23 protein-coding genes are annotated in these 20,131 nt (G+C 47.2%); 19 read left to right on the forward strand and 4 right to left on the reverse strand.

Features of this window, described 5'->3' with window-relative positions:
- Window positions 1-66: 66 nt before the first annotated feature.
- On the reverse strand, window positions 67-1,137 hold the full coding sequence (gene splB / locus ABXS70_RS07385) for a spore photoproduct lyase (protein WP_366295040.1): 1,071 nt from the start codon (window positions 1,135-1,137) through the stop codon (window positions 67-69).
- Between the two features lie 191 nt (window positions 1,138-1,328).
- Here splB and mntR point away from each other — a divergent pair, with 191 nt between their 5' ends.
- The 3 genes from mntR (at window position 1,329) to ABXS70_RS07400 (ending at window position 4,683) form a co-directional block, all read left to right on the forward strand.
- A complete protein-coding gene (gene mntR, locus ABXS70_RS07390) occupies window positions 1,329-1,757 on the forward strand; it encodes a transcriptional regulator MntR (RefSeq protein ID WP_090922556.1) in 429 nt (142 codons plus the stop codon).
- Between the two features lie 189 nt (window positions 1,758-1,946).
- A complete protein-coding gene (locus ABXS70_RS07395) occupies window positions 1,947-3,554 on the forward strand; it encodes a family 10 glycosylhydrolase (protein ID WP_366295044.1) in 1,608 nt (535 codons plus the stop codon).
- A 127-nt stretch (window positions 3,555-3,681) separates the two neighbouring features.
- A complete protein-coding gene (locus ABXS70_RS07400; protein WP_342551808.1) occupies window positions 3,682-4,683 on the forward strand; it encodes a patatin-like phospholipase family protein in 1,002 nt (333 codons plus the stop codon).
- Window positions 4,684-4,776: 93 nt separating this feature from the next.
- Here ABXS70_RS07400 and ABXS70_RS07405 read toward each other — a convergent pair whose 3' ends face one another.
- Both ABXS70_RS07405 and ABXS70_RS07410 read right to left on the reverse strand, forming a co-directional pair.
- The gene (locus ABXS70_RS07405; protein ID WP_342551807.1) at window positions 4,777-5,115 is read right to left on the reverse strand and encodes a hypothetical protein; all 339 of its coding nucleotides are present in this window, start codon (window positions 5,113-5,115) and stop codon (window positions 4,777-4,779) included.
- 5 nt (window positions 5,116-5,120) lie between these two features.
- Window positions 5,121-6,113: a DUF1385 domain-containing protein gene (locus tag ABXS70_RS07410; protein ID WP_342551806.1), complete on the reverse strand. Its 993-nt coding sequence runs from the start codon at window positions 6,111-6,113 to the stop codon at window positions 5,121-5,123.
- A 327-nt stretch (window positions 6,114-6,440) separates the two neighbouring features.
- Here ABXS70_RS07410 and ABXS70_RS07415 point away from each other — a divergent pair, with 327 nt between their 5' ends.
- The 5 genes from ABXS70_RS07415 (at window position 6,441) to ABXS70_RS07435 (ending at window position 10,624) form a co-directional block, all read left to right on the forward strand.
- The gene (locus ABXS70_RS07415; RefSeq protein WP_342556385.1) at window positions 6,441-6,947 is read left to right on the forward strand and encodes a YqhR family membrane protein; all 507 of its coding nucleotides are present in this window, start codon (window positions 6,441-6,443) and stop codon (window positions 6,945-6,947) included.
- Window positions 6,948-7,024: 77 nt separating this feature from the next.
- The gene (aroQ, locus tag ABXS70_RS07420; RefSeq protein WP_090922544.1) at window positions 7,025-7,468 is read left to right on the forward strand and encodes a type II 3-dehydroquinate dehydratase; all 444 of its coding nucleotides are present in this window, start codon (window positions 7,025-7,027) and stop codon (window positions 7,466-7,468) included.
- A gap of 38 nt (window positions 7,469-7,506) precedes the next feature.
- The gene (locus ABXS70_RS07425) at window positions 7,507-8,580 is read left to right on the forward strand and encodes a Xaa-Pro peptidase family protein (protein ID WP_342551805.1); all 1,074 of its coding nucleotides are present in this window, start codon (window positions 7,507-7,509) and stop codon (window positions 8,578-8,580) included.
- A 41-nt stretch (window positions 8,581-8,621) separates the two neighbouring features.
- The gene (gene efp, locus ABXS70_RS07430) at window positions 8,622-9,179 is read left to right on the forward strand and encodes an elongation factor P (protein ID WP_342551804.1); all 558 of its coding nucleotides are present in this window, start codon (window positions 8,622-8,624) and stop codon (window positions 9,177-9,179) included.
- A 191-nt stretch (window positions 9,180-9,370) separates the two neighbouring features.
- A complete protein-coding gene (locus ABXS70_RS07435) occupies window positions 9,371-10,624 on the forward strand; it encodes an aspartate kinase (RefSeq protein WP_342551803.1) in 1,254 nt (417 codons plus the stop codon).
- A 72-nt stretch (window positions 10,625-10,696) separates the two neighbouring features.
- Here the strand turns inward: ABXS70_RS07435 and ABXS70_RS07440 are convergent, their stop codons facing one another.
- A complete protein-coding gene (locus ABXS70_RS07440) occupies window positions 10,697-11,446 on the reverse strand; it encodes a 2-phosphosulfolactate phosphatase (protein ID WP_342551802.1) in 750 nt (249 codons plus the stop codon).
- Between the two features lie 259 nt (window positions 11,447-11,705).
- On the opposite strand from ABXS70_RS07440, the gene spoIIIAA reads away from it, so the two are divergent.
- The 11 genes from spoIIIAA to ABXS70_RS07495 all read left to right on the forward strand — a co-directional run bounded on the left by spoIIIAA (window position 11,706) and on the right by ABXS70_RS07495 (window position 20,129).
- Window positions 11,706-12,710: a stage III sporulation protein AA gene (gene spoIIIAA, locus ABXS70_RS07445; RefSeq protein ID WP_342551801.1), complete on the forward strand. Its 1,005-nt coding sequence runs from the start codon at window positions 11,706-11,708 to the stop codon at window positions 12,708-12,710.
- Complete coding sequence (gene spoIIIAB / locus ABXS70_RS07450) at window positions 12,703-13,221, forward strand: stage III sporulation protein SpoIIIAB (RefSeq protein ID WP_342551800.1); 519 nt, start codon at window positions 12,703-12,705, stop codon at window positions 13,219-13,221. The genes spoIIIAA and spoIIIAB overlap by 8 nt, the downstream gene beginning before the upstream one ends.
- Before the next feature lie 29 nt (window positions 13,222-13,250).
- Window positions 13,251-13,454 (forward strand): stage III sporulation protein AC, encoded by a 204-nt coding sequence (gene spoIIIAC, locus ABXS70_RS07455; RefSeq protein ID WP_017687585.1) that lies wholly within the window; start codon window positions 13,251-13,253, stop codon window positions 13,452-13,454.
- 31 nt (window positions 13,455-13,485) lie between these two features.
- On the forward strand, window positions 13,486-13,875 hold the full coding sequence (spoIIIAD, locus tag ABXS70_RS07460) for a stage III sporulation protein AD (RefSeq protein WP_123062262.1): 390 nt from the start codon (window positions 13,486-13,488) through the stop codon (window positions 13,873-13,875).
- 20 nt (window positions 13,876-13,895) lie between these two features.
- Window positions 13,896-15,086, forward strand: coding sequence for a stage III sporulation protein AE (gene spoIIIAE / locus ABXS70_RS07465; RefSeq protein WP_342551799.1), 1,191 nt, complete (start codon window positions 13,896-13,898; stop codon window positions 15,084-15,086).
- A 34-nt stretch (window positions 15,087-15,120) separates the two neighbouring features.
- On the forward strand, window positions 15,121-15,963 hold the full coding sequence (gene spoIIIAF, locus ABXS70_RS07470; protein WP_366295055.1) for a stage III sporulation protein AF: 843 nt from the start codon (window positions 15,121-15,123) through the stop codon (window positions 15,961-15,963).
- 15 nt (window positions 15,964-15,978) lie between these two features.
- The gene (gene spoIIIAG / locus ABXS70_RS07475) at window positions 15,979-16,617 is read left to right on the forward strand and encodes a stage III sporulation protein AG (RefSeq protein WP_342551797.1); all 639 of its coding nucleotides are present in this window, start codon (window positions 15,979-15,981) and stop codon (window positions 16,615-16,617) included.
- Window positions 16,618-16,654: 37 nt separating this feature from the next.
- A complete protein-coding gene (locus ABXS70_RS07480; RefSeq protein ID WP_366295058.1) occupies window positions 16,655-17,497 on the forward strand; it encodes a SpoIIIAH-like family protein in 843 nt (280 codons plus the stop codon).
- 139 nt (window positions 17,498-17,636) lie between these two features.
- Window positions 17,637-18,104: an acetyl-CoA carboxylase biotin carboxyl carrier protein gene (accB, locus tag ABXS70_RS07485; RefSeq protein WP_342556384.1), complete on the forward strand. Its 468-nt coding sequence runs from the start codon at window positions 17,637-17,639 to the stop codon at window positions 18,102-18,104.
- A gap of 55 nt (window positions 18,105-18,159) precedes the next feature.
- Window positions 18,160-19,503, forward strand: a complete 1,344-nt coding sequence (gene accC, locus ABXS70_RS07490) for an acetyl-CoA carboxylase biotin carboxylase subunit (protein WP_366295061.1) — start codon at window positions 18,160-18,162, stop codon at window positions 19,501-19,503.
- A gap of 215 nt (window positions 19,504-19,718) precedes the next feature.
- Window positions 19,719-20,129, forward strand: coding sequence for an Asp23/Gls24 family envelope stress response protein (locus tag ABXS70_RS07495; protein ID WP_090922519.1), 411 nt, complete (start codon window positions 19,719-19,721; stop codon window positions 20,127-20,129).
- The last annotated feature ends 2 nt before the right edge of the window (window positions 20,130-20,131 follow it).

Below are 20,131 nucleotides of genomic sequence, written 5' to 3' on the forward strand. Positions count from 1 at the left end.
GTCAAGTATGGAGACAATCATAACTTTGGGTTACTTTTTAAACAATGGCTGAAGCGCTTATGGATTTTAAGTGAAATAATCAATATTGGCTAATGGGAAATGCTCAAAAATACGTTCTGTAATAAATTCGCGCAGGGCGTCCTGCTGATCGTCTTTGTATACATATTTGTATTGACCCCAACGGCCCCATTTCATCTTTCGTTTTTCAATATCCATCTCCAGCTTTGTTTTGGGATATCGCTTCTCAATGGTGGCTTTCGCCGTTTTGGTGAAACGGTGCTGGATCATTTCAAATGTCAGGTCTTTAACTGCTTCTTCAGGGAGTGTATCCGCGAGTTTTTGCAGCAGTTCTGCATAGCCTTCCTGCCAGCCATCGTACCAGATAATCGGGGCGATAATGAAACCAAGCGGGTAGCCAGCATGGGCGATTTTGCCTGCAGCCTCGATTCGCTCCTCAAAGCGGGAAGTCGCAGGTTCGAAGTTTTTGATAACATAATCCGCGTTTACACTAAATCTGATGCGGGTATGACCGTTATGCTTCAGCTTCAGCAGTGGGTCAACATGATGATATTTGGTCACGAAGCGAAGACGTCCATACTCTTCATCAGCCATGAATCGGATGAGGTCGCTGAGATTTTCAGTGATATGCTCCAGACCGACAGGATCAGACGTACAAGCTGCTTCAAAACGGGTGATTTCAGGTTTGCGTTCTTCAATGTATCCTTTCGCAGCCTCGATGATCTCTTCCGTATTTACGTATACCCTAACATAAGGCTTGGCGCCCAGTGTTGTTTGAAGATAGCAATAATGGCAGTGGCCCATACATCCGGTCGAGATTGGAATGGCGTATTCGGCGGAAGGTTTGGACTGGTCAAATTTAAGTGTTTTGCGCACGCCGACAACCAAGGTTCGCTTGGCCATTCGATATTTCTCCTGCTCCGTCTCCCCGGGCAGGTTCGTAATCCGATTGTGAGAAGTGGTCATCTGATAAGGAATGTTTTGAGAAGTCACCCATTCCATAATTCGTTTGCCTTTTTCATACTCCAATGCACCGGGTTCAAAATAGACCAAATCGGGAATAAAGGGTTTAGTACCCTTTGCCTTTCGAACAGGGGGCTGGGCCACGCTTGTGCTCACAGAATCACTCCTTTCAATACGAAACTAAAGCTTAGTTTGCCTCGGCGGAAGCAAAGTCACGCCTGCCAATTACTTGCGGAATGACTCCGCCTGTGAGTGGGTAGGACTTGCCAATGCGTATTGATAACATGTATCATTAGAAGATAGGGACCAGGTGCGCAGCACCGGTCAGAGAGAAGAGAGGGAAGCAGATGCCAACGCCCAGTATGGAAGACTATTTGGAGCGTATATACAAATTGATTGATGAAAAGGGCTATGCTCGTGTGTCTGATATAGCTGAAGGACTGGAAGTACATCCTTCATCCGTGACGAAGATGATCCAAAAGCTGGACAAGGACGAGTACCTGATTTATGAAAAGTACCGCGGGCTGGTACTTACACCTAAAGGCAAAAAGATGGGTAAGCGGTTGATGGAGCGCCATCATCTGCTCGAACAGTTTCTGACTACCATCGGTGTGCAGGAAGAAAATATTTACAATGATGTGGAAGGGATCGAACATCATTTAAGCTGGGATTCCATCACTTGCATTGAATCCTTGGTGGAATATTTCCGTCAGGATGAAAGTCGTCTGCAGGATCTCAAAAACATTCAGGAAATCATGAGTAACACGGACTCTTGAGCGTTGAATTTATAAGGTTTCATAAGGTTAACAATAGAGAGATGCTTCTTGCCGATGGATGGCGAGAGGCATTTTTGTTTTGAATTCACTCAACATTTTGGCCATTTTCGCAACTAAACGGGCTCAATGCGCGTCTATTAAACTAGTAGAATTTACCGCTAATTTTAAAGATGCTGGAGGGCTGTATTGATGAAGTTTCGTAAAGGATTATTGTTTCTGCTCATTTTTGTACTTGCTTTTCAAGCAGCGGGTTTGACTGCACAGGCAGCCGCTAAGAAAGAAATTGCTATTTTTCTGGATGGTCAGCGTCTGGAATCCGATGTATCACCTTACATCCTGCCGAAGGTGAACGTAACGATGGTACCGCTGCGAGTTATCAGTGAAGGGCTGGGGGCTTCTGTGTTATGGTCTCAGGCAGACCGAACGGTGACGATTCAGAAATCAGACTCGGTTATTACAATGACGAGTGGACGCCAGCAAGCGTCGGTGGATAACAACTTGGTTAATCTGGACGCATCTGTACAATTAAAGCAGGGCCGTGTAATGGTCCCGATTCGTTTCGTAAGTGAAAACTTAGGGCTTCAAGTAAACTGGAACCAGGCCGCCCAGACCATTGATCTGTATACTGGGAATGAAACAACGCCAACACCAGAACCAGCACCAGCGACTCCTGCAGAACCAGGAGGGTCTGCAAAGCCTGCAGCGGATGAGATGCGCGGAGCATGGATATCAACCGTTAACGGTGACTGGCCATCTTCTGGAGCGAAAGGCAATGTCGAAAGACAGAAGCAGGAGTATACGAGCCAACTGGATCAATTAAAAGACATGGGCATCAATGCAGTTTTTGTGCAGGTCAGAGCAAATGCAGATGCAATCTATCCTTCAGGTCTCGTTCCGTGGAACAGTGTTCTGACAGGAACGCAGGGCAGAGACCCGGGATACGATCCGCTTGCTTTTATGATTGAGGAAGCACATAAGCGTGGGCTTGAATTTCATGCCTGGTTTAATCCGTTCCGCGGAACAAACTCGGCAGCAGCATCCAATCTGGCTGCAAACCATGTTTCCAAGCTTCATCCTGACTGGATGGTCAATGCATCGGGCAAATTATACATTAATCCGGGTATCCCGGAAGCCAGACAGCATATTATCGATACCATTATGGAAGTTGTGAATAATTACAAAGTGGATGGTGTACATTTGGACGACTACTTCTATCCATCCAACGTCACTTTCAATGATGATGCAGCATTTAAAACATACAACACGTTAAACACAACAGACCGTGCGGCATGGCGTCGTGATAATATCAATCAGTTTGTGCAGCAGCTTGGACAGAGCATTCACCAAGTAAAAGCAAATGTAGAGTATGGTATCAGTCCATTTGGTGTCTGGAGGAACAAAGCCAATGATCTGACCGGTTCGGATACCAAAGCAGGTGTCACAGCATACGACAGTATGAATGCTGACGTTAGGACTTGGATCAAACAGGGATGGATCGACTATGTTGCCCCTCAAGTATACTGGAGCATGACTTTGAACGCTGCGAGATACGACAAAGTTGTGGATTGGTGGGTCAATGAGGTAGCGAATACCAATGTAAAACTATACATCGGCCATGCTCCTTATAAACTGGGAACGCCGGAGATTGGATGGCAGACTTCTCAGGAAATTATTGACCAGCTAACCTATAACGAGAAATACCCATCAATCGGTGGAGACATCTATTTCAGTTCACAATATCTTACGAAAAATCCGCTGGGTATCGTTGAACGACTAAAAGCATATTACGGGCAGTAGGAGACAAAGCCGCCTTTTTCATTTTGCATGAACCTGCTGTTCCGCATTTATAGTTATATGACCAACCCCTGTTCTCATAAAGTGGCAGTAGAACGCAAGGCTGCCTGGAGAACGGGGGTTTTTTGTTGTGTTAATTAACGGAGTGTTTGAGGGTGGAGGCGTTAAAGGGATTTCACTTGCCGGTGCTGTTCAGGGAGCACAGAATTGCGGTGTTCAATTCAATCGGGTTGCAGGCACATCTTCTGGTTCAATTGTGGCAGCACTTCTTGCTGCGGGGTACCTTGCAGAAGAGATGAAAGAGATCATTGAAAGGACGCCTTTTGTTTCGCTACTGCAGCGGTCACCTATATTTAACACACGCTGGATTGGTCCAGCGGCAAGACTTTTCTTGAAAAAGGGGCTTTATTCGGGAGAAGCTCTGGAGTCGTGGATCAGCAGCATGCTGGCACAAAAAGGGATTCGAACGTTTGCCGATTTACCGCCAGGCAAGCTGCTTATTACAGCGTCTGATATATCGAACGGAAATATTCTTGTACTGCCTGACGATATCCGGAGATTTGGTATCGAACCTACGAAACTGGAGGTTGCCAAGGCCGTACGTATGAGCTGCAGCATACCGTATTTTTTTGACCCGGTTATCATCCGTAAATCACCAGTCATGTCCAAAGGATTACCGTTTCAGGATCAGTTTGTCTACGTCGTGGACGGAGGGCTGCTGAGTAATTTCCCACTCTGGTTGTTTGATGGAGAGCGCTCGGAGTCAGGCAGAGAGAGTATACCCGTGGTCGGGTTCAAGATGGTCGGTAAAACAGAAGTGGAGCCTACGCGAATCAAAGGGCCGCTAACCATGCTGCAGGCACTTGTCGAGACGATGCTGACTGCTCATGATGAACGTTACATTGAGCAGATCAACCGGTTTCGTACGGTCAAAATTCCTACGCTTGGCATTAAACCGACACAATTTAATCTTTCCGTTCAGGACAGTACAAACTTATATCGATCGGGCGTCGTTTCAGGTATGGATTTTTTCAGTACGTGGAATACGAAGACGTATAATGAGCAGCTGGAGAAACAGCGAAAAGAACATCGCAAGAAACAGGCGGAAGCACCGCCGCTGGTTCACATGTAAGACTTAAAAAAGCAATCCTCCTTCGTTAAGGAGAATTGCTTTTTGGGTTTTACTTTTAGCATAAAATAGATACATCAACAACGAAAGGGCAAATTAATGATACTTGGGAATGTCCTCTTCGCTGTTTTTCCCTTTTTGGCCTTGAATGACCTGGAACGGATAATCTTTGCGTTTTTTGGATGAACTGCTTTTTCTGGCGGTGACATTATTCTGCGCATTCACTTTAGCCATCGTTTTCGCCGAAGGTTTGATCCTTGGTGTGTTGGCTTTTCGTGACCAGCGGGCAGGCGGGTATTTGTACAGCAGGAACACAACTCCGAACACAATCAGGGGGATGAGGATACTGGATAATGAGGCTCTACCCAATAAACCGATAACCCCAAGAGCAGCCAGTACAATGAATGCCCAAAATACAATTGCCTGCTTATTCATATCATTCACCCTTTCACAGGATCAAGTGTTACTGCAGGAACTTCGGTTGTGGCCGAAACGTTGGCAAGCTTGGCGTCCAGTTCACGCATGCGGTTAAATGATGCAATGGATACTTCAACCTGGGCATTGGTCGGTTCTTTGGTTGTGAGCAGCTGCAGCCAGAGACCCGGATATCCCAGATAACGCAGCACAGGAATATCGCGAAGCGAGTTCGTAATCTTAAGCAGCTCAAAAGAGATGCCCAGCACGACTGGCAGCAGGAGCAGACGCTGACCCATCCGTTCCCACAGGTTATCATAAGTGAAGACGGAATACAGGAAGATACCGATAATAACGGTCAGCATGATAAAGCTGCTTCCACAACGGTAGTGCAGTCTGCTGTATTTCTGTACATTTTCAGGCGTCAATTCTTCTCCAGCCTCGTATGCACTAATGACCTTATGCTCTGCTCCATGATATTGAAACAAACGTTTAATCATGGGTGTCTGCGAGATTAACCACAGATAAGCGAGTAACAGAATCAGTTTGATGCCGCCTTCCAATAAATTATGCAGAAATTGATTGTCGAATACATTTTTAAATAAGAAGTCTTCGATCACGACTGGAAGCAGTGTCAGCACAATTTTTCCAAAAAGGAAGGACAGAATCGCTACAGCCGTTACGCCAATGATCATGCTAAGGCTCCAGCCGGACCCTTGTTTCTCTTGTTGTTTAGCTTTTTCTTCCGGTTCCAATTCATCATCAGCATAAGCATCAGCAGAATAATTGAGATGTTTGCTGCCTTTGACACTCGAATCTATAATGCTGACAATTCCGCGCAGTAAAGGAATCCGCCGCAATTTCATGACCCAGGTCTTGTCTTGCTTGGGAACTTCCAGATACGTAATTTCGCCGTCTTTTCTACGAACAGCAGTAACGTTGACGTGTTTTCCGCCAAACATTACGCCTTCGATGACAGCTTGCCCCCCGTAGCTGACAGGCTTGGATTGTTGAGGCAAATTATTCACCTTCCTATTCTGTTCTAAGCCTTTACAGTGAAAGGCAGTTTAATATCCTTATTGTATCGAATTTTGAGAGCAATTTCTAGTTTATGAGCCAATCCGCCGGAGAAGCTGTTAAGATTGTCCTGTTTTGAACATACTACGCCCTAGAACTATGAAAAAAATGTTTAATATTGTGTTTGCAATCTTGCGAAAAAGGAGACATCAACGATGGCAGATCATAATCAAGAAGAAACATTAACTAATCATCACCATGGAGAACATGAAGAAAAAATAGATCAGCGAGAGCAGCGACAGCGTCCGCAAAAACGCGATAATAACCTGATGCAGCGTCGTTCCGTACCTAAACAGGGGGATGCACACTATTATACGAATCCTTTTTCATTTGCATTGGAGCTGGGATTCTTTGCTGGTTTGATCTGGGGAGGCATTCACTGGCTGTTCCATGTGCTGCATTTTACCGTGGTCCCGATTGGTTTTCTGGCGGAGCCGTTTTTCAAACATGCATATATTTATACTGCCGCAGGTCACTTGACAGGGTGGCTGTGTTTTATCGTATTTTCTATCTTTGCTTCGCTTTTATATACCTTTACGATTCGAAAGTTAAAAGGTCCGTTTCCTGGCATGGTCTATGGCCTGGTCTGGTGGTTAATCCTTTTTATTCTGCTTGGTCCTAAACTCGGAATGATGAAGCCGATAAATCGTTTAACTTGGGATTCGATCTTTACGGAAATCTGTTTCTTTTTGCTCTGGGGGTTGTTTATTGGTTACACCGTTGCGATGGAGTACACGGACGAACGGAAACGGGAGCCGGAGCACGCTGGAGCCTAGACGCAAAAAAGCTTCTCAATCTGGTAACGGCTGTGTTAAAATAGCAGATGGTTATTTGCAGAGAGGGTGGAGCAGCGATGAAACGAATTATTGTGATCAATGGCCCGAACCTGAACATGCTTGGTGTTCGTGAACCAGGCATTTATGGAACGCTTAGTCTGAAGGATATTGAAGACAAAATTCGCAGACAGGCTGAAGAACTGGGAGTCTCCATCGCTTTTTATCAATCCAACCATGAAGGGGACATTATTGACCGCATTCATGCCGCAATGGGTGAGGCAGATGGTATCATGCTGAATGCCGGGGCGTTTACCCATTACAGTTATGCGATAAGGGATGCAATCAATGCCGTGAAAGTTCCTACCGTGGAAGTTCATCTATCCAACATTCATGCACGCGAAGCGTTCAGACATCATTCAGTGCTTGCAGCAGAAACGATCGGGCAGATTGCCGGATTTGGCGAAGTGAGCTATGAACTGGGATTGCTGGCTCTTGTGCGTCATCTGGACAAACAAACCTGAGCCGGGAACCCGGGAATGTGAAGAAAGAAGGGTTACCGATGGAAAACAAACGAGTACACAAGTTACGTGAGGCAATGGCTGCGCGTGGACTAAAAGCAATGCTGATTACAAATCCGATTAACCGTCGTTATATGACGGGCTTTACCGGTTCTGCGGGATATGTGCTTATCACGGAGCAGGAAGCTTATCTGCTGACTGATTTCCGTTATATGACGCAGGCGCCTCAGCAGGCAAAAGGATTTAACGTTGTGGAACATGGCGCCAAACCGATGGATTCCGTACGCGAACTGCTCGTATCCGCGAGTATCAGCGAAGTGGGTTTTGAACAAGACTCAGTCACTTTTGGGACGCATGCTGCTTATGCAGAAGCGCTGCAATCCGTTAAACTAAAAGCTGTATCCGGCCTTGTCGAAGAGCTTCGTATGTTTAAGGATGCTGAAGAAATTGCTGTAATGCAGCGGGCTGCGGATTTGGCAGATGCCACATTCAGCCACGTTTTGCAATTTGCGAAACCGGGCATGACTGAACGTGAAGTCGATTTGGAAATGGAATTTTTCATGCGTAAGCATGGGGCAGCCAGTTCTTCGTTTGACACGATTGTCGCATCAGGTGAACGTTCTGCGATGCCTCACGGCGTTGCAAGCAGCAAAGTGATCGGCCAGGACGAATTGATTACATTTGACTTTGGCGCGCTGCTCGATGGATACTGTTCAGATCTGACACGTACGATTGCAACGGGGAATCCAGTACCTGAACTGCGTAAGATCTACGATATCGTACTGGAAGCACAATTACATACGCTGGAGAACCTGAAACCAGGTATGACCGGACGGGAAGCGGATGCACTTGCTCGGGATATCATTGCAGGTTATGGATATGGAGAACAGTTTGGACACAGCACAGGCCACGGTCTGGGGATGGAAGTCCATGAATCTCCTCGTTTGTCCAAGCTTAGCGATGATGTATTGAAACCGGGAATGGTAGTTACCGTTGAGCCGGGAATTTACATCGATGGTCTTGGCGGCGTACGAATTGAAGATGACGTTGTGATTACCGAAACAGGTATCCATATTCTTACGAAATCGGACAAAAAGTTCACCGTTATTGGCTAACATACCCAAACACTTTTTACTTATATCAGGAGGGATTTTTTGTGATTTCAGTTAACGATTTTAAAACAGGCTTGACCGTACAAGTAGACAATGATATCTATACCGTACTTGACTTCCAACACGTAAAACCAGGTAAAGGCGCAGCTTTTGTACGTTCCAAGTTAAAAAACCTTCGTAATGGTAACACGGTTGAAAAAACGTTCCGTGCAGGTGAAACGATCGGTCGTGCGATCATTGAAAACCGCGGCGTATCGTATCTGTATGCAAGTGGTTCCGAGCACACGTTTATGGACAACGAAACATACGATCAATTCACGTTGACAAGCGATCAATTGGAATGGGAACTGAACTTCCTCAAAGAAAACATGAACGTGAAAATCATTAGTTACCAAGGTGAAATCCTGGGTATCGACCTGCCTACAAGCGTTGAGCTGAAAGTTATTGAAACAGAGCCAGGCGTTAAAGGTAACACAGCACAAGGCGCTACGAAAAACGCGAAAGTGGAAACAGGTCTGAATGTACAAGTTCCTTTGTTCATCAATGAAGGCGACGTGCTTCTGATTGATACACGCGAAGGGAAATACTCTTCCCGTGCGTAACTTTCACTTGCTGTAAGCTTGAATTCACGAATCAAAACCCTTTGCCATGCATATGGCAGAGGGTTTTTTTGAAAAAAGATTAGCCTATCAGGCGCTTTCGTAATATACTGGGTTAAAGTCATTTCTCGTAGAGAATAATGACGAAAGATATCAATTGATGCATACTGCACAAGGTAGGGAGTGGATTTGCGTTGTCATTGTACGTCATGAAATTTGGGGGCAGCTCGGTCGGAGATACAGAACGCATGAAGCGTGTAGCCGGACGTGTTGTAGAAAAAGCGGATGAAGGACACCAATGTGTCGTCGTGGTTTCGGCCATGGGGGATACTACAGATGATTTGATTGATCAGGCGAAGCTGCTGAATAGTGATTTGCCTGCTCGTGAAATGGATATGCTGCTGACGACAGGGGAACAAATTTCAATCTCCTTATTATCCATGGCCATTCAGGCACTTGGACGCAAGGCCGTATCTTTTACAGGATGGCAGGCAGGGTTCCGAACAGAACCGGTTCACGGTAAAGCTCGGATTCAGGATATCCGTCCTGAGCGTGTCAAAGCTGCACTCGCTGAAGGAAATATCGTTATTGTTGCCGGTTTCCAAGGCATGACGGAAGACGGCGAGATCACCACACTGGGCCGCGGGGGATCGGATACTACAGCTGTTGCACTTGCAGCGGCCATTCAAGCAGATGCTTGTGAGATCTATACGGATGTGGATGGTATCTATTCTACAGACCCGAGGATCGTCAAAGTGGCACGCAAACTGAAAGAAATTTCCTACGACGAAATGCTGGAGCTTGCAAATTTGGGAGCCGCGGTACTGCACCCGCGTGCGGTTGAGTACGCGAAGCATTCCGGTGTACCTTTAATTGTAAGATCAAGCTTTAATCATAATGAAGGAACGGTTGTGAAGGAGGAAGCGGCAATGGAACAAGGCGTGGTGGTAAGTGGAATTGCTTATGATAAGAATGTAGCTCGTATCAGCATTTTGGGAGTACCGGATGTTCCAGGTGTTCTCGCTGAAGTATTTGGCGAACTGGCATCTGCTCAGCTGGATGTGGACATTATCGTGCAGAGCGGAGTCCAGGATGGTAAAGCAGACTTTTCATTCTCGGTCGCACTGTCTGATCGTGAGAAGGCGCTGCATGTCATTGAAGGGCTGCACAGCCGGCTGCCTTACCGTGAAGTAACTTCCGAAGAGAATCTGGTGAAAATTTCAATTGTTGGCGCAGGTATGGTGAGTCATCCAGGCGTGGCAGCCAAAATGTTCAAAGTGATCTCCGGTGAAGGCGTGAGCATCAAAATGGTCAGCACGTCTGAGATCAAAGTATCCTGTGTTATTGACGGGGAAAAACTTCATGATGTGATTAAAGCGCTGCATACAGCGTATGATCTTGATACTGCAGAGCAAGCAGTTATCGGCGGACCGCAAGTTCGCAGATAATCTATAGAACAGATATAATATGAAAAGGTGCACCGCTGCCAATCCGGCAGCAGTACACCTTTTTTTGTTGAATTACAGACGACTGCATATGCGGCCCCCACGTGATTTACGGTAAGGCATTAACTGATTTCCTTCTCTCATCTCCGGTACACAATCCAGCAGATTTAATTGGGAACAGTAAGCGACATCGTGCATCTCTCCCAGCTGATCCAGTTTTCGTGCACTGGATGATGTTCGAACCAAGTCGCTAATCCTATCCTGACATTGGGATACGGCTTGATGAAGTATGATACCAAGATCATTCAGCTGCAGTGGAGAACGGGTCTGACGATATAATTCTTCAATAATGCATCCAGCACATAAACCATCCTCTAATGCAAAATCATCCTGCTCTCCTGCGCATAATAAGAGAATGTCCCGCTGCAATTCGATAAGAGCAGCGGCAACAGCTTTTACATTTAAGAAGGAACCTGCGAGAACATGCCTTGCTTTGGTCGCTTTGATCAAAGCTCTCGTGCCGTCTGTTGTGGTCAGGATAATCATTTTATGTGCGATGTCGCTGCTCATATATTCATAGGGGGAATTCCCCGCATCGAATCCGGTTATTTTTTTGTCAAAACGTTCACCACCCCGAATGCTGTTGCGAACCATCATCTGTTTCGCTTGCGGAACCGTCTCTGCAGCGATAACGCCTGCGGCCTGATGGGCAAGGGCGGTTACAATCGTACTTGTTGTCCGCAAAACATCAATAACTACCACACTTCGCCCCTCAATATCTATGGTACGCACTTCATTTACACTGCCTACAACGTCGACGCGCACAACCCACAACTCCTCTCAACTTCCAGGTCATGCTGCACCTGCTTCATAACCCGAACGGTAAAACATTCTGCAAGCACTATATGCATGCATGCCTAGACAGGTGCCTAGAACAAGGCTCTATGATTTCGGCTCTCATTCATAATCGTGAAGAAATGATAGATTTCAGCGTCATAAAATGAATGTACAGGCATAAACTTGAGATATGAACAAGCATCAGAAGTGAAATCCATATGAAATATAAAGTTGGAGGAGCCTACTCATGAAAGTGAAATGGAGGGATCTTTTTCCGGAACCCATCCGAACGATTCTTGGCAGAATGCCGCCCGCTCTATTGGAACAAGTGGAAGAAGTCCGCATTCGAGAAGGCAGGCCTTTGGAAATTAATGCGGGAAACAACTATCACTTCCTTACACCAGAAGGCGAACCGACGGGAAAACCCGAGGAGGCCTATGTTCCTCAAAAAGAAGTAACCCACAGACTGCTGGATCTGATAAGTAATCATTCTCTGTACACCTTGGAGGAAGAACTGCGAAAAGGATTCATCACGATCCCGGGAGGGCATCGAATCGGGCTTGCTGGCCGGACGGTGCTTAGCGGAGGGCGTGTAGAATATTTACGGGATATCAACGGGTTTAATGTCCGTGTTGCCCGGGAAGTGCAGGGCATTGCTGACCCCATCCTTCCATATCTGCTCGATATGAAAAGTGGACTGGTGATGCATACGCTGATTCTTTCGCCGCCGCAGCAGGGCAAAACCACATTACTGCGAGATTTGGCTAGACAGATCAGCAGCGGCACGAAGCTGACGGCAGGCAGTGAACTGAGACAGGGGATATACCCTCGTCTGAAAGTTGGCATTGTGGATGAACGTTCCGAAATTGCTGGTAGTTACAAAGGGGTTCCCGGTTTCGATGTAGGTCCACGTACAGATGTCATGGATGGGTGTCCAAAGGCGGAAGGAATGATGATGATGCTTCGCTCCATGTCACCCGATGTCTTGATTGTGGACGAAATTGGACGGGCAGAGGACGCCGAAGCGGTTATGGAAGCTCTGCATGCAGGAGTTTCCGTCATTGCAACTGCCCACGGGCGGGATCTCTCCGAGCTGTCTGCGAGACCTGCCTTGAGAACATTGATTGCAGAGCAGATGTTTCAGCGATATGTACAGCTGCAGCGGACGAGCAGAGGCACAAGCTTCCGACTGGCGGACGGCAAAATGCGTGGACTGCAGCAGGCCGGCGCAGGAGGTGAAGCCTATGGTTAATACCTTTGGCGCAGTGCTTATTCTATTGGCCAGCACACTCGCCGGATTTTACAAGGCCAGGCAGTATGCTTTGCGGCCAAGGCAGCTGCGTGAGCTGATCGCTGCGCTGCAGCGGCTGATGACAGAGATTAATTATGGCTTAACGCCGCTCCCTGACGCGATGACCAAGATGGGGGCTCAGACGAAAGAACCGATAAGAACCCTTTTTTTGCACGCAGCTGCACAGATGGAACCCCCTCATGGGCTCACAGCCCGGGAAAGTCTTCAGGCCGGTGTAGAACAAACATGGGGAAGATCTGCGATGAAGTCAGACGAACGGGAAGTCATGCTGCAGTTAAGTTTCAGCCTTGGCACCAGTGATCGTCAGGATCAGACCAAACATATTTCGTTAGCCATTCAGCAACTCATGCATGAGGAATCCCGCGCACAGGCCGATCAAGTAAAGTACGAACGAATGAGCCGCAGCCTGGGGATGCTTGTCGGAGCGTTAATCGTCATTCTGATCTTCTGAAATAGCCGGGATAGCGAGGTGCCAAGGTCATGAATTTAGAAGTGAACGCAATCTTTCAAATTGCGGGCATTGGGATCATTATAGCAATGATTCATACCGTACTGAAACAAATGGGAAAGGAAGATATGGCTCACTGGGTGACCGTAATCGGATTTGTCGTTGTACTGTTCATGGTTGTCCGAATGCTGGACAGCCTGCTGCAGGAGATTAAATCCATATTTCTTTTTCAATGAAAACGGTCATAAAGCCGGATGGTGGTGACCCGTGGAGATTATTCAAGTTGTCGGTCTGGCACTCATTGCAACCGTATTGATTCTGGTCATTAAAGAACAAAAGCCGATGTTTGCCTTTCTGATTGCAGCAGCGACGGGTGTTGTCATCTTTATGCTGCTGATTGGCAAGATCGGTGCAGTCATTGAGGTGCTGAAACGTCTTGCTGAAAACTCAGGTATGGAGAGCATTTATCTGAAAACTGTATTGAAGATTATAGGCATTGCCTACATTGCTGAATTCGGAGCGCAGATTGTCAGGGACGCGGGACAGGAAAGCATTGCATCCAAGATTGAACTGGCTGGCAAAGTGTTGATACTTGTTCTCGCGATTCCGATCATCAGCATTATTATCGAAACCGTCATGAAATTAATGCCGGTGTAGAAAGGGCGTGCGGACAACGGATGAAATGGCTGCATAACAAGCCGCACTGGCGCCTCATGATTGTGCTGATGGTCTGTCTGATGTTTGGTGCGATCGGACAGGTTGCGGCCAGCACACCCTCTAACGAGTGGATGCAGCAGCAGGCCGATCAGCTTCCGAAGGATCAGGTGGAGAAGTATTGGGACCAGTTGATGAAGCAGTATGGCGGATTTTTTCCCGAAGGGAAAACACCATCATTTATGGATATGCTGATTCCAGGTAATGAAGGGTTCAGTCTGAAATCGGTATTTACGGCAGTAGGTACGTTTATGCTGCATGAGGTTTTGTATAACGGCAAACTTCTGGTCACCATCGTCATGTTAACGGTACTAAGCATGATCTTGGAGACGTTACAGACAGCGTTTGAGAAAAACAATATCAGCAAAATTGCCTATGCGATCTGTTATTTGGTCATTATTATCATTGCAATCAACAGCTTCAGCGTAGCCATTGGTTATGCAAAAGAAGCTATATCCAGCATGATCAACTTTATGATGGCGATGGTCCCGCTTTTATTCACACTGCTGGCTTCGATGGGGAATGTCGTCACCGTTTCGGTGACTCACCCACTGATCATATTCATGATCCATCTTGTAAGTACACTGATTCATCTGCTGGTGTTCCCGCTGCTCTTTTTCTCAGCTGTCCTCCACCTGGTAAGTTCGCTCTCTGACAAATACAAGTTAACACAGATGGCTGATCTGCTGCGAAACATCAGTGTTGCCCTGCTCGGCATTCTGCTGACGATGTTCCTGGGTGTCATTTCAGTACAGGGAGCCTCGGGATCCGTTGCGGATGGTGTGAGTCTAAAGGCAGCGAAATACATTGCAGGAAACTTTGTACCTGTTGTCGGCAGGACATTTGCAGATGCCACAGACACGGTAATTACAGCATCTCTGCTGGTCAAAAACGCAATTGGATTGACCGGTGTCATTATTATTTTGTTTCTGTGTGCGTTTCCGGCCATCAAAATTCTGGTACTCGCCTTGATTTACAACGTAACCGGGGCAATTATGCAGCCGCTGGGAGACACACCGATCGTAGAGTGCCTGCAGGCGATTGGTAAAAGCATGATTTATGTATTTGCCGCGCTGGCCGCGGTGGGACTAATGTTTTTCCTCGCTATTACGATTTTGCTGACCGCAGGTAACTTGACTGTCATGATGCGCTGACCGGCTGCATGTGCAGAGAAAGGGGATGGAGAGGATGGGGTGGCTGAGCAGCTGGCTGCAGGATCTGATCATGATCGTTTTGCTGGCAACGTTTGTGGATATGCTGCTTCCGAATCGTTCCATGGAAAGGTACGTCAAGCTTGTGCTGAGCCTTCTCATCCTGCTGACCCTGTTATCACCTATAACCAAACTGCTGCGGAGTGATCCGGTAGGCGAGTTGAAACGAGCGATGACAGCAATGGATGCTCCGAAAGATGATCATACCTCTTTGGAGCAGATTCTGGCTCAGGGGAAGCGGATGCAGGCAAGTGAACAGCAGCAGTCACTAAAGTGGACGGCCAAGGAACTCGCTAACGTCATGAAAGAGCAGATCGAAGAAAATACTGGCGCCAAAGTTCAGTCTGTCGAGGTACGGCTGGCGATGAAAAAACAGGAATCCGATACAGAATCAGCTTCCTCAGTTGAACTTCCTGTTATTCAACATGTTGTGGTTGAGCTGGCTGGGGAGTTGGAAAATTCGGAGGTGGATTCGGGAACGGCAGAGCCTGTGAATAGTTCTCCGATTTCAGAAACGAAAGATCGGGCAAAGCAGAATGAAATGCAGCCCGGCAATCCACCGATCCGGATTGATCCGATTGAAGTCACGAAGGTGCAGGTTGAAACGGATGTGGAGGATTTAAAAAGCCCTCAAACATCTTCTGGTCCTAATCCCGCCCCACCTGTTACCCGCAGCTCTGGTGAAGGTTCCGACGCACAGCAAACAAGTACTGCAAGCTCTGAGCATGCTGTACAGATTATTTCACTGCTCAAAGAGAATTGGAAGATTGACGCCACTCAAGTCCAAGTGACCGAGACCAAAACTGCAGCGGTGCTCTGAGAAGGAGGGAATCCGATGAAACAATGGTTCAAAAAGCTGGAAACCTGGATGGGTGGTGGTGAGGGAGGGGCTAAGCGAAGCCAAACGTTGCGATGGCTGATCGTTCTGGGACTGATCGGTGTAGGCATTATGCTGTTTAATTCCTTTGTTAACGTCAAAAAAATTGATTCCGAGAACATCGGCAGAGAACCGCCTGAGCAGGTGACTTCAATGTCAGCCGTTCAGAATGATTTGCTGGAGGAGAATCCTTTTCAAGCGATTGAAATGGCATTTGAAGACAAGGTCAAAGGGGTACTGGAGAACATTGTCGGCGTAGGTACGGTTGATGTGATGGTTACGGTGGATTCCACGGAAGAATTGGTCGTGCAGCGGAACGTAAAAGATTCACAGCAGCTGACCGAAGAGACGGATGCTAACGGCGGCAAAAGGCATATGACGCAGTACACGCGTGACGGTGAAATTATTACGTATGAAATATCAGGGGATCAGACGCCGATTGTTACGAAAAAGTTGAAACCACAGATTCGTGGTGTGCTGGTCGTAGCGAAAGGTGCAGAGAACAAGGTTGTGAAAGACCTGATTACAGATGCTGTTGAAAAAGGTTTAAATGTCGCGGCGTACCGGATTTCGGTTGTTCCGCGCAAGCAGGATTAAACAATCCGTGTAACCCCATTTAGAGGAGGATATTCTAATGAATAACAAACGTCAAACGATATGGCTTGTCTCCATGCTGAGCCTGATGGTTATTTTATCCGCATACTATCTTTTTACGGAAGATTCAGGCCCTGTTAATCCCCCTGTCGCTGACAGTCAGCAGGTGGACGGTATGAAACAGGGTGAAGCCAAGGAAACAGCTGGCCTCCTGGACCCGACGGATGGCCTGGTGATCAATGAAGTCGTGGATAGCGGCAAGGTTACGGATGATGCAAGTGCAGCAGACCCCGCTGGAAATGCCGCGGGCACAGAGGGACAGGAAGCGGGTAATACGGAGAAAACACCGGCTGCTGAGCAGGGTGTTAAAGAAGGCGAAAGCGATAAAAAGACAGATGGAGCCGCTGAACAGGGCACAACAGCTGTACCTGAAACAGGAAATAAAACAGATGGCAAAACGGAGGGCGGCACAGCCAAATCAGACGAGGAAGTGCTCAAGGAGATGGAGCAGCAAAACACGGCTGTATCAGCCAGCAGTCAGTTCCAGAACTATCAGTGGCAGCGTGAGGAAAACAACAATCGCAAGTATGAGGAACTGATGACCGTGGCAGGTGACCTGAGCAAAACTCCGGAAGAAAATGCAAAAGCGACAGAGGAGCTGCGTGCACTGGAAGACAAGGAAGCTAAAATTACAGGCATCGAAGAAACGCTCTCCCAACAGTATGCCAATGCAATCGTTCAGGAGGAAGCTGACAAGTATAAAGTGGTGGTCCTGAGTGATAAACTGGATGTTAAACAGGCGGTTTCCATTGTGGATCTCGTTATGAAAGAATTGTCCGTGTCGCAAAACAAAATTAGTGTGCAGTATGTCACAGAACAATAATCTGAAATGTGATATGGAAGCCCCGGGAGCTTGTTCGACTCTCGGGCTCTTTCCATTTTTAACGATTATGATATAATACTAAAAGCCATATGACCGTCCTAGTGAGACTGGCATGATGCCGAAGGAGTGAATAATGGAAATGTTTAAATTGAGTGAAATTAAAGAACTGATTAAATTGGTTGATGAAAGTTCCGTTCAGGAATTGGAAATTGAAAATGAAGGATCGCGTTTGTCGATTCGCAAACCGGGTAAAACGGAGTATGTGCAGGCTGCTGCTGTACAACCGCAAGTCATTGCTGCACCTCAGGTACAGCCTACTGCTGCTGTTGTGAGCGAGGCTGCTCCGCAAGCCGATACAACAAGTCATTTACATAAAATTGTATCTCCGATGGTGGGTACATTTTACAGAGCTTCCTCACCGGAAGCGGGTCCTTTCGTGAGTGTGGGTGATAAAGTTGTTGAGAAAACAACGGTATGCATCATCGAAGCCATGAAGCTGATGAACGAGCTTGATGCCGACATCAAAGGAGAAATCGTTGAAGTACTGGTTGAAAATGGACAGCTTGTCGAATATGGACAACCACTGTTCCTGGTGAAACCGGAATAACGGTTATAACGGCTTTATATCAGCCGCATGAGCTTCGAAGGAGGACAATAACGAAATGAAATTTCATAAAATATTGATTGCCAATCGCGGCGAGATTGCAGTACGCATCATTCGTGCTTGCCGTGAGCTTGGCATATCGACAGTGGCTGTGTACTCGGAAGCGGACAAGGATTCGCTTCATGTCCGTCTTGCAGACGAAGCATACTGTATCGGACCAACACTGTCCAAAGACAGTTATCTTAACTTTACGAACCTGATGAGTGCAGCTACGCTGACGGAATGTGATGCCATTCACCCGGGATACGGCTTTTTGGCCGAAAATGCTGATTTTGCGGAAATCTGTGATTCCTGCAACATTACATTCATTGGTCCTTCACCGGAAGCGATCACTAAAATGGGTGACAAGGCCGTAGCCAAACAAACCATGAAAGATGCAGGCGTGCCTGTCATTCCTGGATCGGACGGCCTTGTAGAAACAACGGAAGAAGCGATTATGATTGGCCGTGATATCGGTTATCCTGTCATTATCAAAGCTACAGCTGGTGGCGGTGGTAAAGGGATTCGGATCGCTGAGGACGAGGAGCAGTTGGTAAAACAGATTACGGCTGCGCAGCAGGAGGCCCAGAAAGCATTCGGTAATGCTGGCGTTTATCTGGAAAAATTCCTGACAGGCATGAAACACGTTGAAATTCAAATTATGGCAGACAAGCATGGCAATGCCGTGCACCTTGGCGAGCGTGACTGCTCGGTTCAACGTCGTCGTCAGAAGCTCGTTGAGGAAGCACCTTGTCCCGTTCTGAACGAGGAAGTGCGTTCCCTCATGGGAGAAGCTGCCGTTCGTGCTGCACTTGCGGTAAATTACTCTGGAGCGGGTACTCTAGAATTTCTGCTCAGTCCCAATGGCGAGTTCTACTTTATGGAGATGAATACGCGTATTCAGGTCGAGCATCCGGTCACCGAAATGGTAACAGGTGTAGACCTGATTCAAGAAATGATCTCTGTTGCTGAAGGGAATCCGCTCTCTTTCCGTCAGGAAGACGTAGTCATTAACGGATGGTCAATTGAATGCCGGATTAACGCTGAAGATCCTGCCCGGAACTTCATGCCTGCACCTGGCAAGATCGGTTTTTACCTTGCACCAGGCGGTCCTGGGGTACGTGTGGACAGTGCGGCATATCCTGGTTACACGATCTCACCTTTTTACGATTCCATGATCGCGAAACTGATCGTTTGGGGTGCGACACGGGATGAGGCCATTGCCAAAATGAAGCGTGCCCTCGCAGAGTTTGCTATTGAAGGCATCTCGACAACCATTCCTTTTCATCAGAAGCTTCTGGAGCATCCTACGTTTATTCGCGGAGATTTCGATATTAAATTTCTTGAGGAAAACGAGATTTAACAGTCATATTGGGCTTGTTTGTCATAATGCAGCCCAAATGATATAGTATGTAATAATAAGAGCGCATGTCTCCTGCACAGGATAAGCCGCACATCAGTGGATGGCTGCAGGAGTTCCGGTAAAGCCGGACCGGAAGGGTTCTAAGCCTGATGTTAAGAACCAGCGCCCTGACGGATGGCCGCAAACTTATCTCGCGAAAGGTGTGTTAAACATTTATGAGTACACTACCGACAGAATTTGAACGTACGGATATCGGTGAAATCCAGATCGCACCTGAAGTTATCGAAGTGATTGCTGGACTTGCAACTGTAGAGGTTAAGGGAGTAGCAGGGATGAGCGGTGGATTTGCAGGTGGGTTCGCAGAGCTGCTGGGCCGCAAGAACCTTTCTAAAGGGGTTAAGGTTGAAGTAGGTCAACGCGAAGCTGCTGTGGATGTTTCCGTCATTATCGAATATGGATACCGTCTGCCGCAGGTTGCCACTGAAATTCAGCAAAACGTGAAACGCTCCATCGAGAACATGACAGGACTTAACGTGAACGAAGTGAATGTGCACATCCATGACGTGCAGTTCAAAAGTGCTGAAAAAGTGGAAGAGATCGACCTGAACACGCAGCGCGTAAAATAAAA

It is taken from the genome of Paenibacillus sp. AN1007 (assembly GCF_040702995.1).
In the GTDB taxonomy this organism is placed as follows: domain Bacteria; phylum Bacillota; class Bacilli; order Paenibacillales; family Paenibacillaceae; genus Paenibacillus.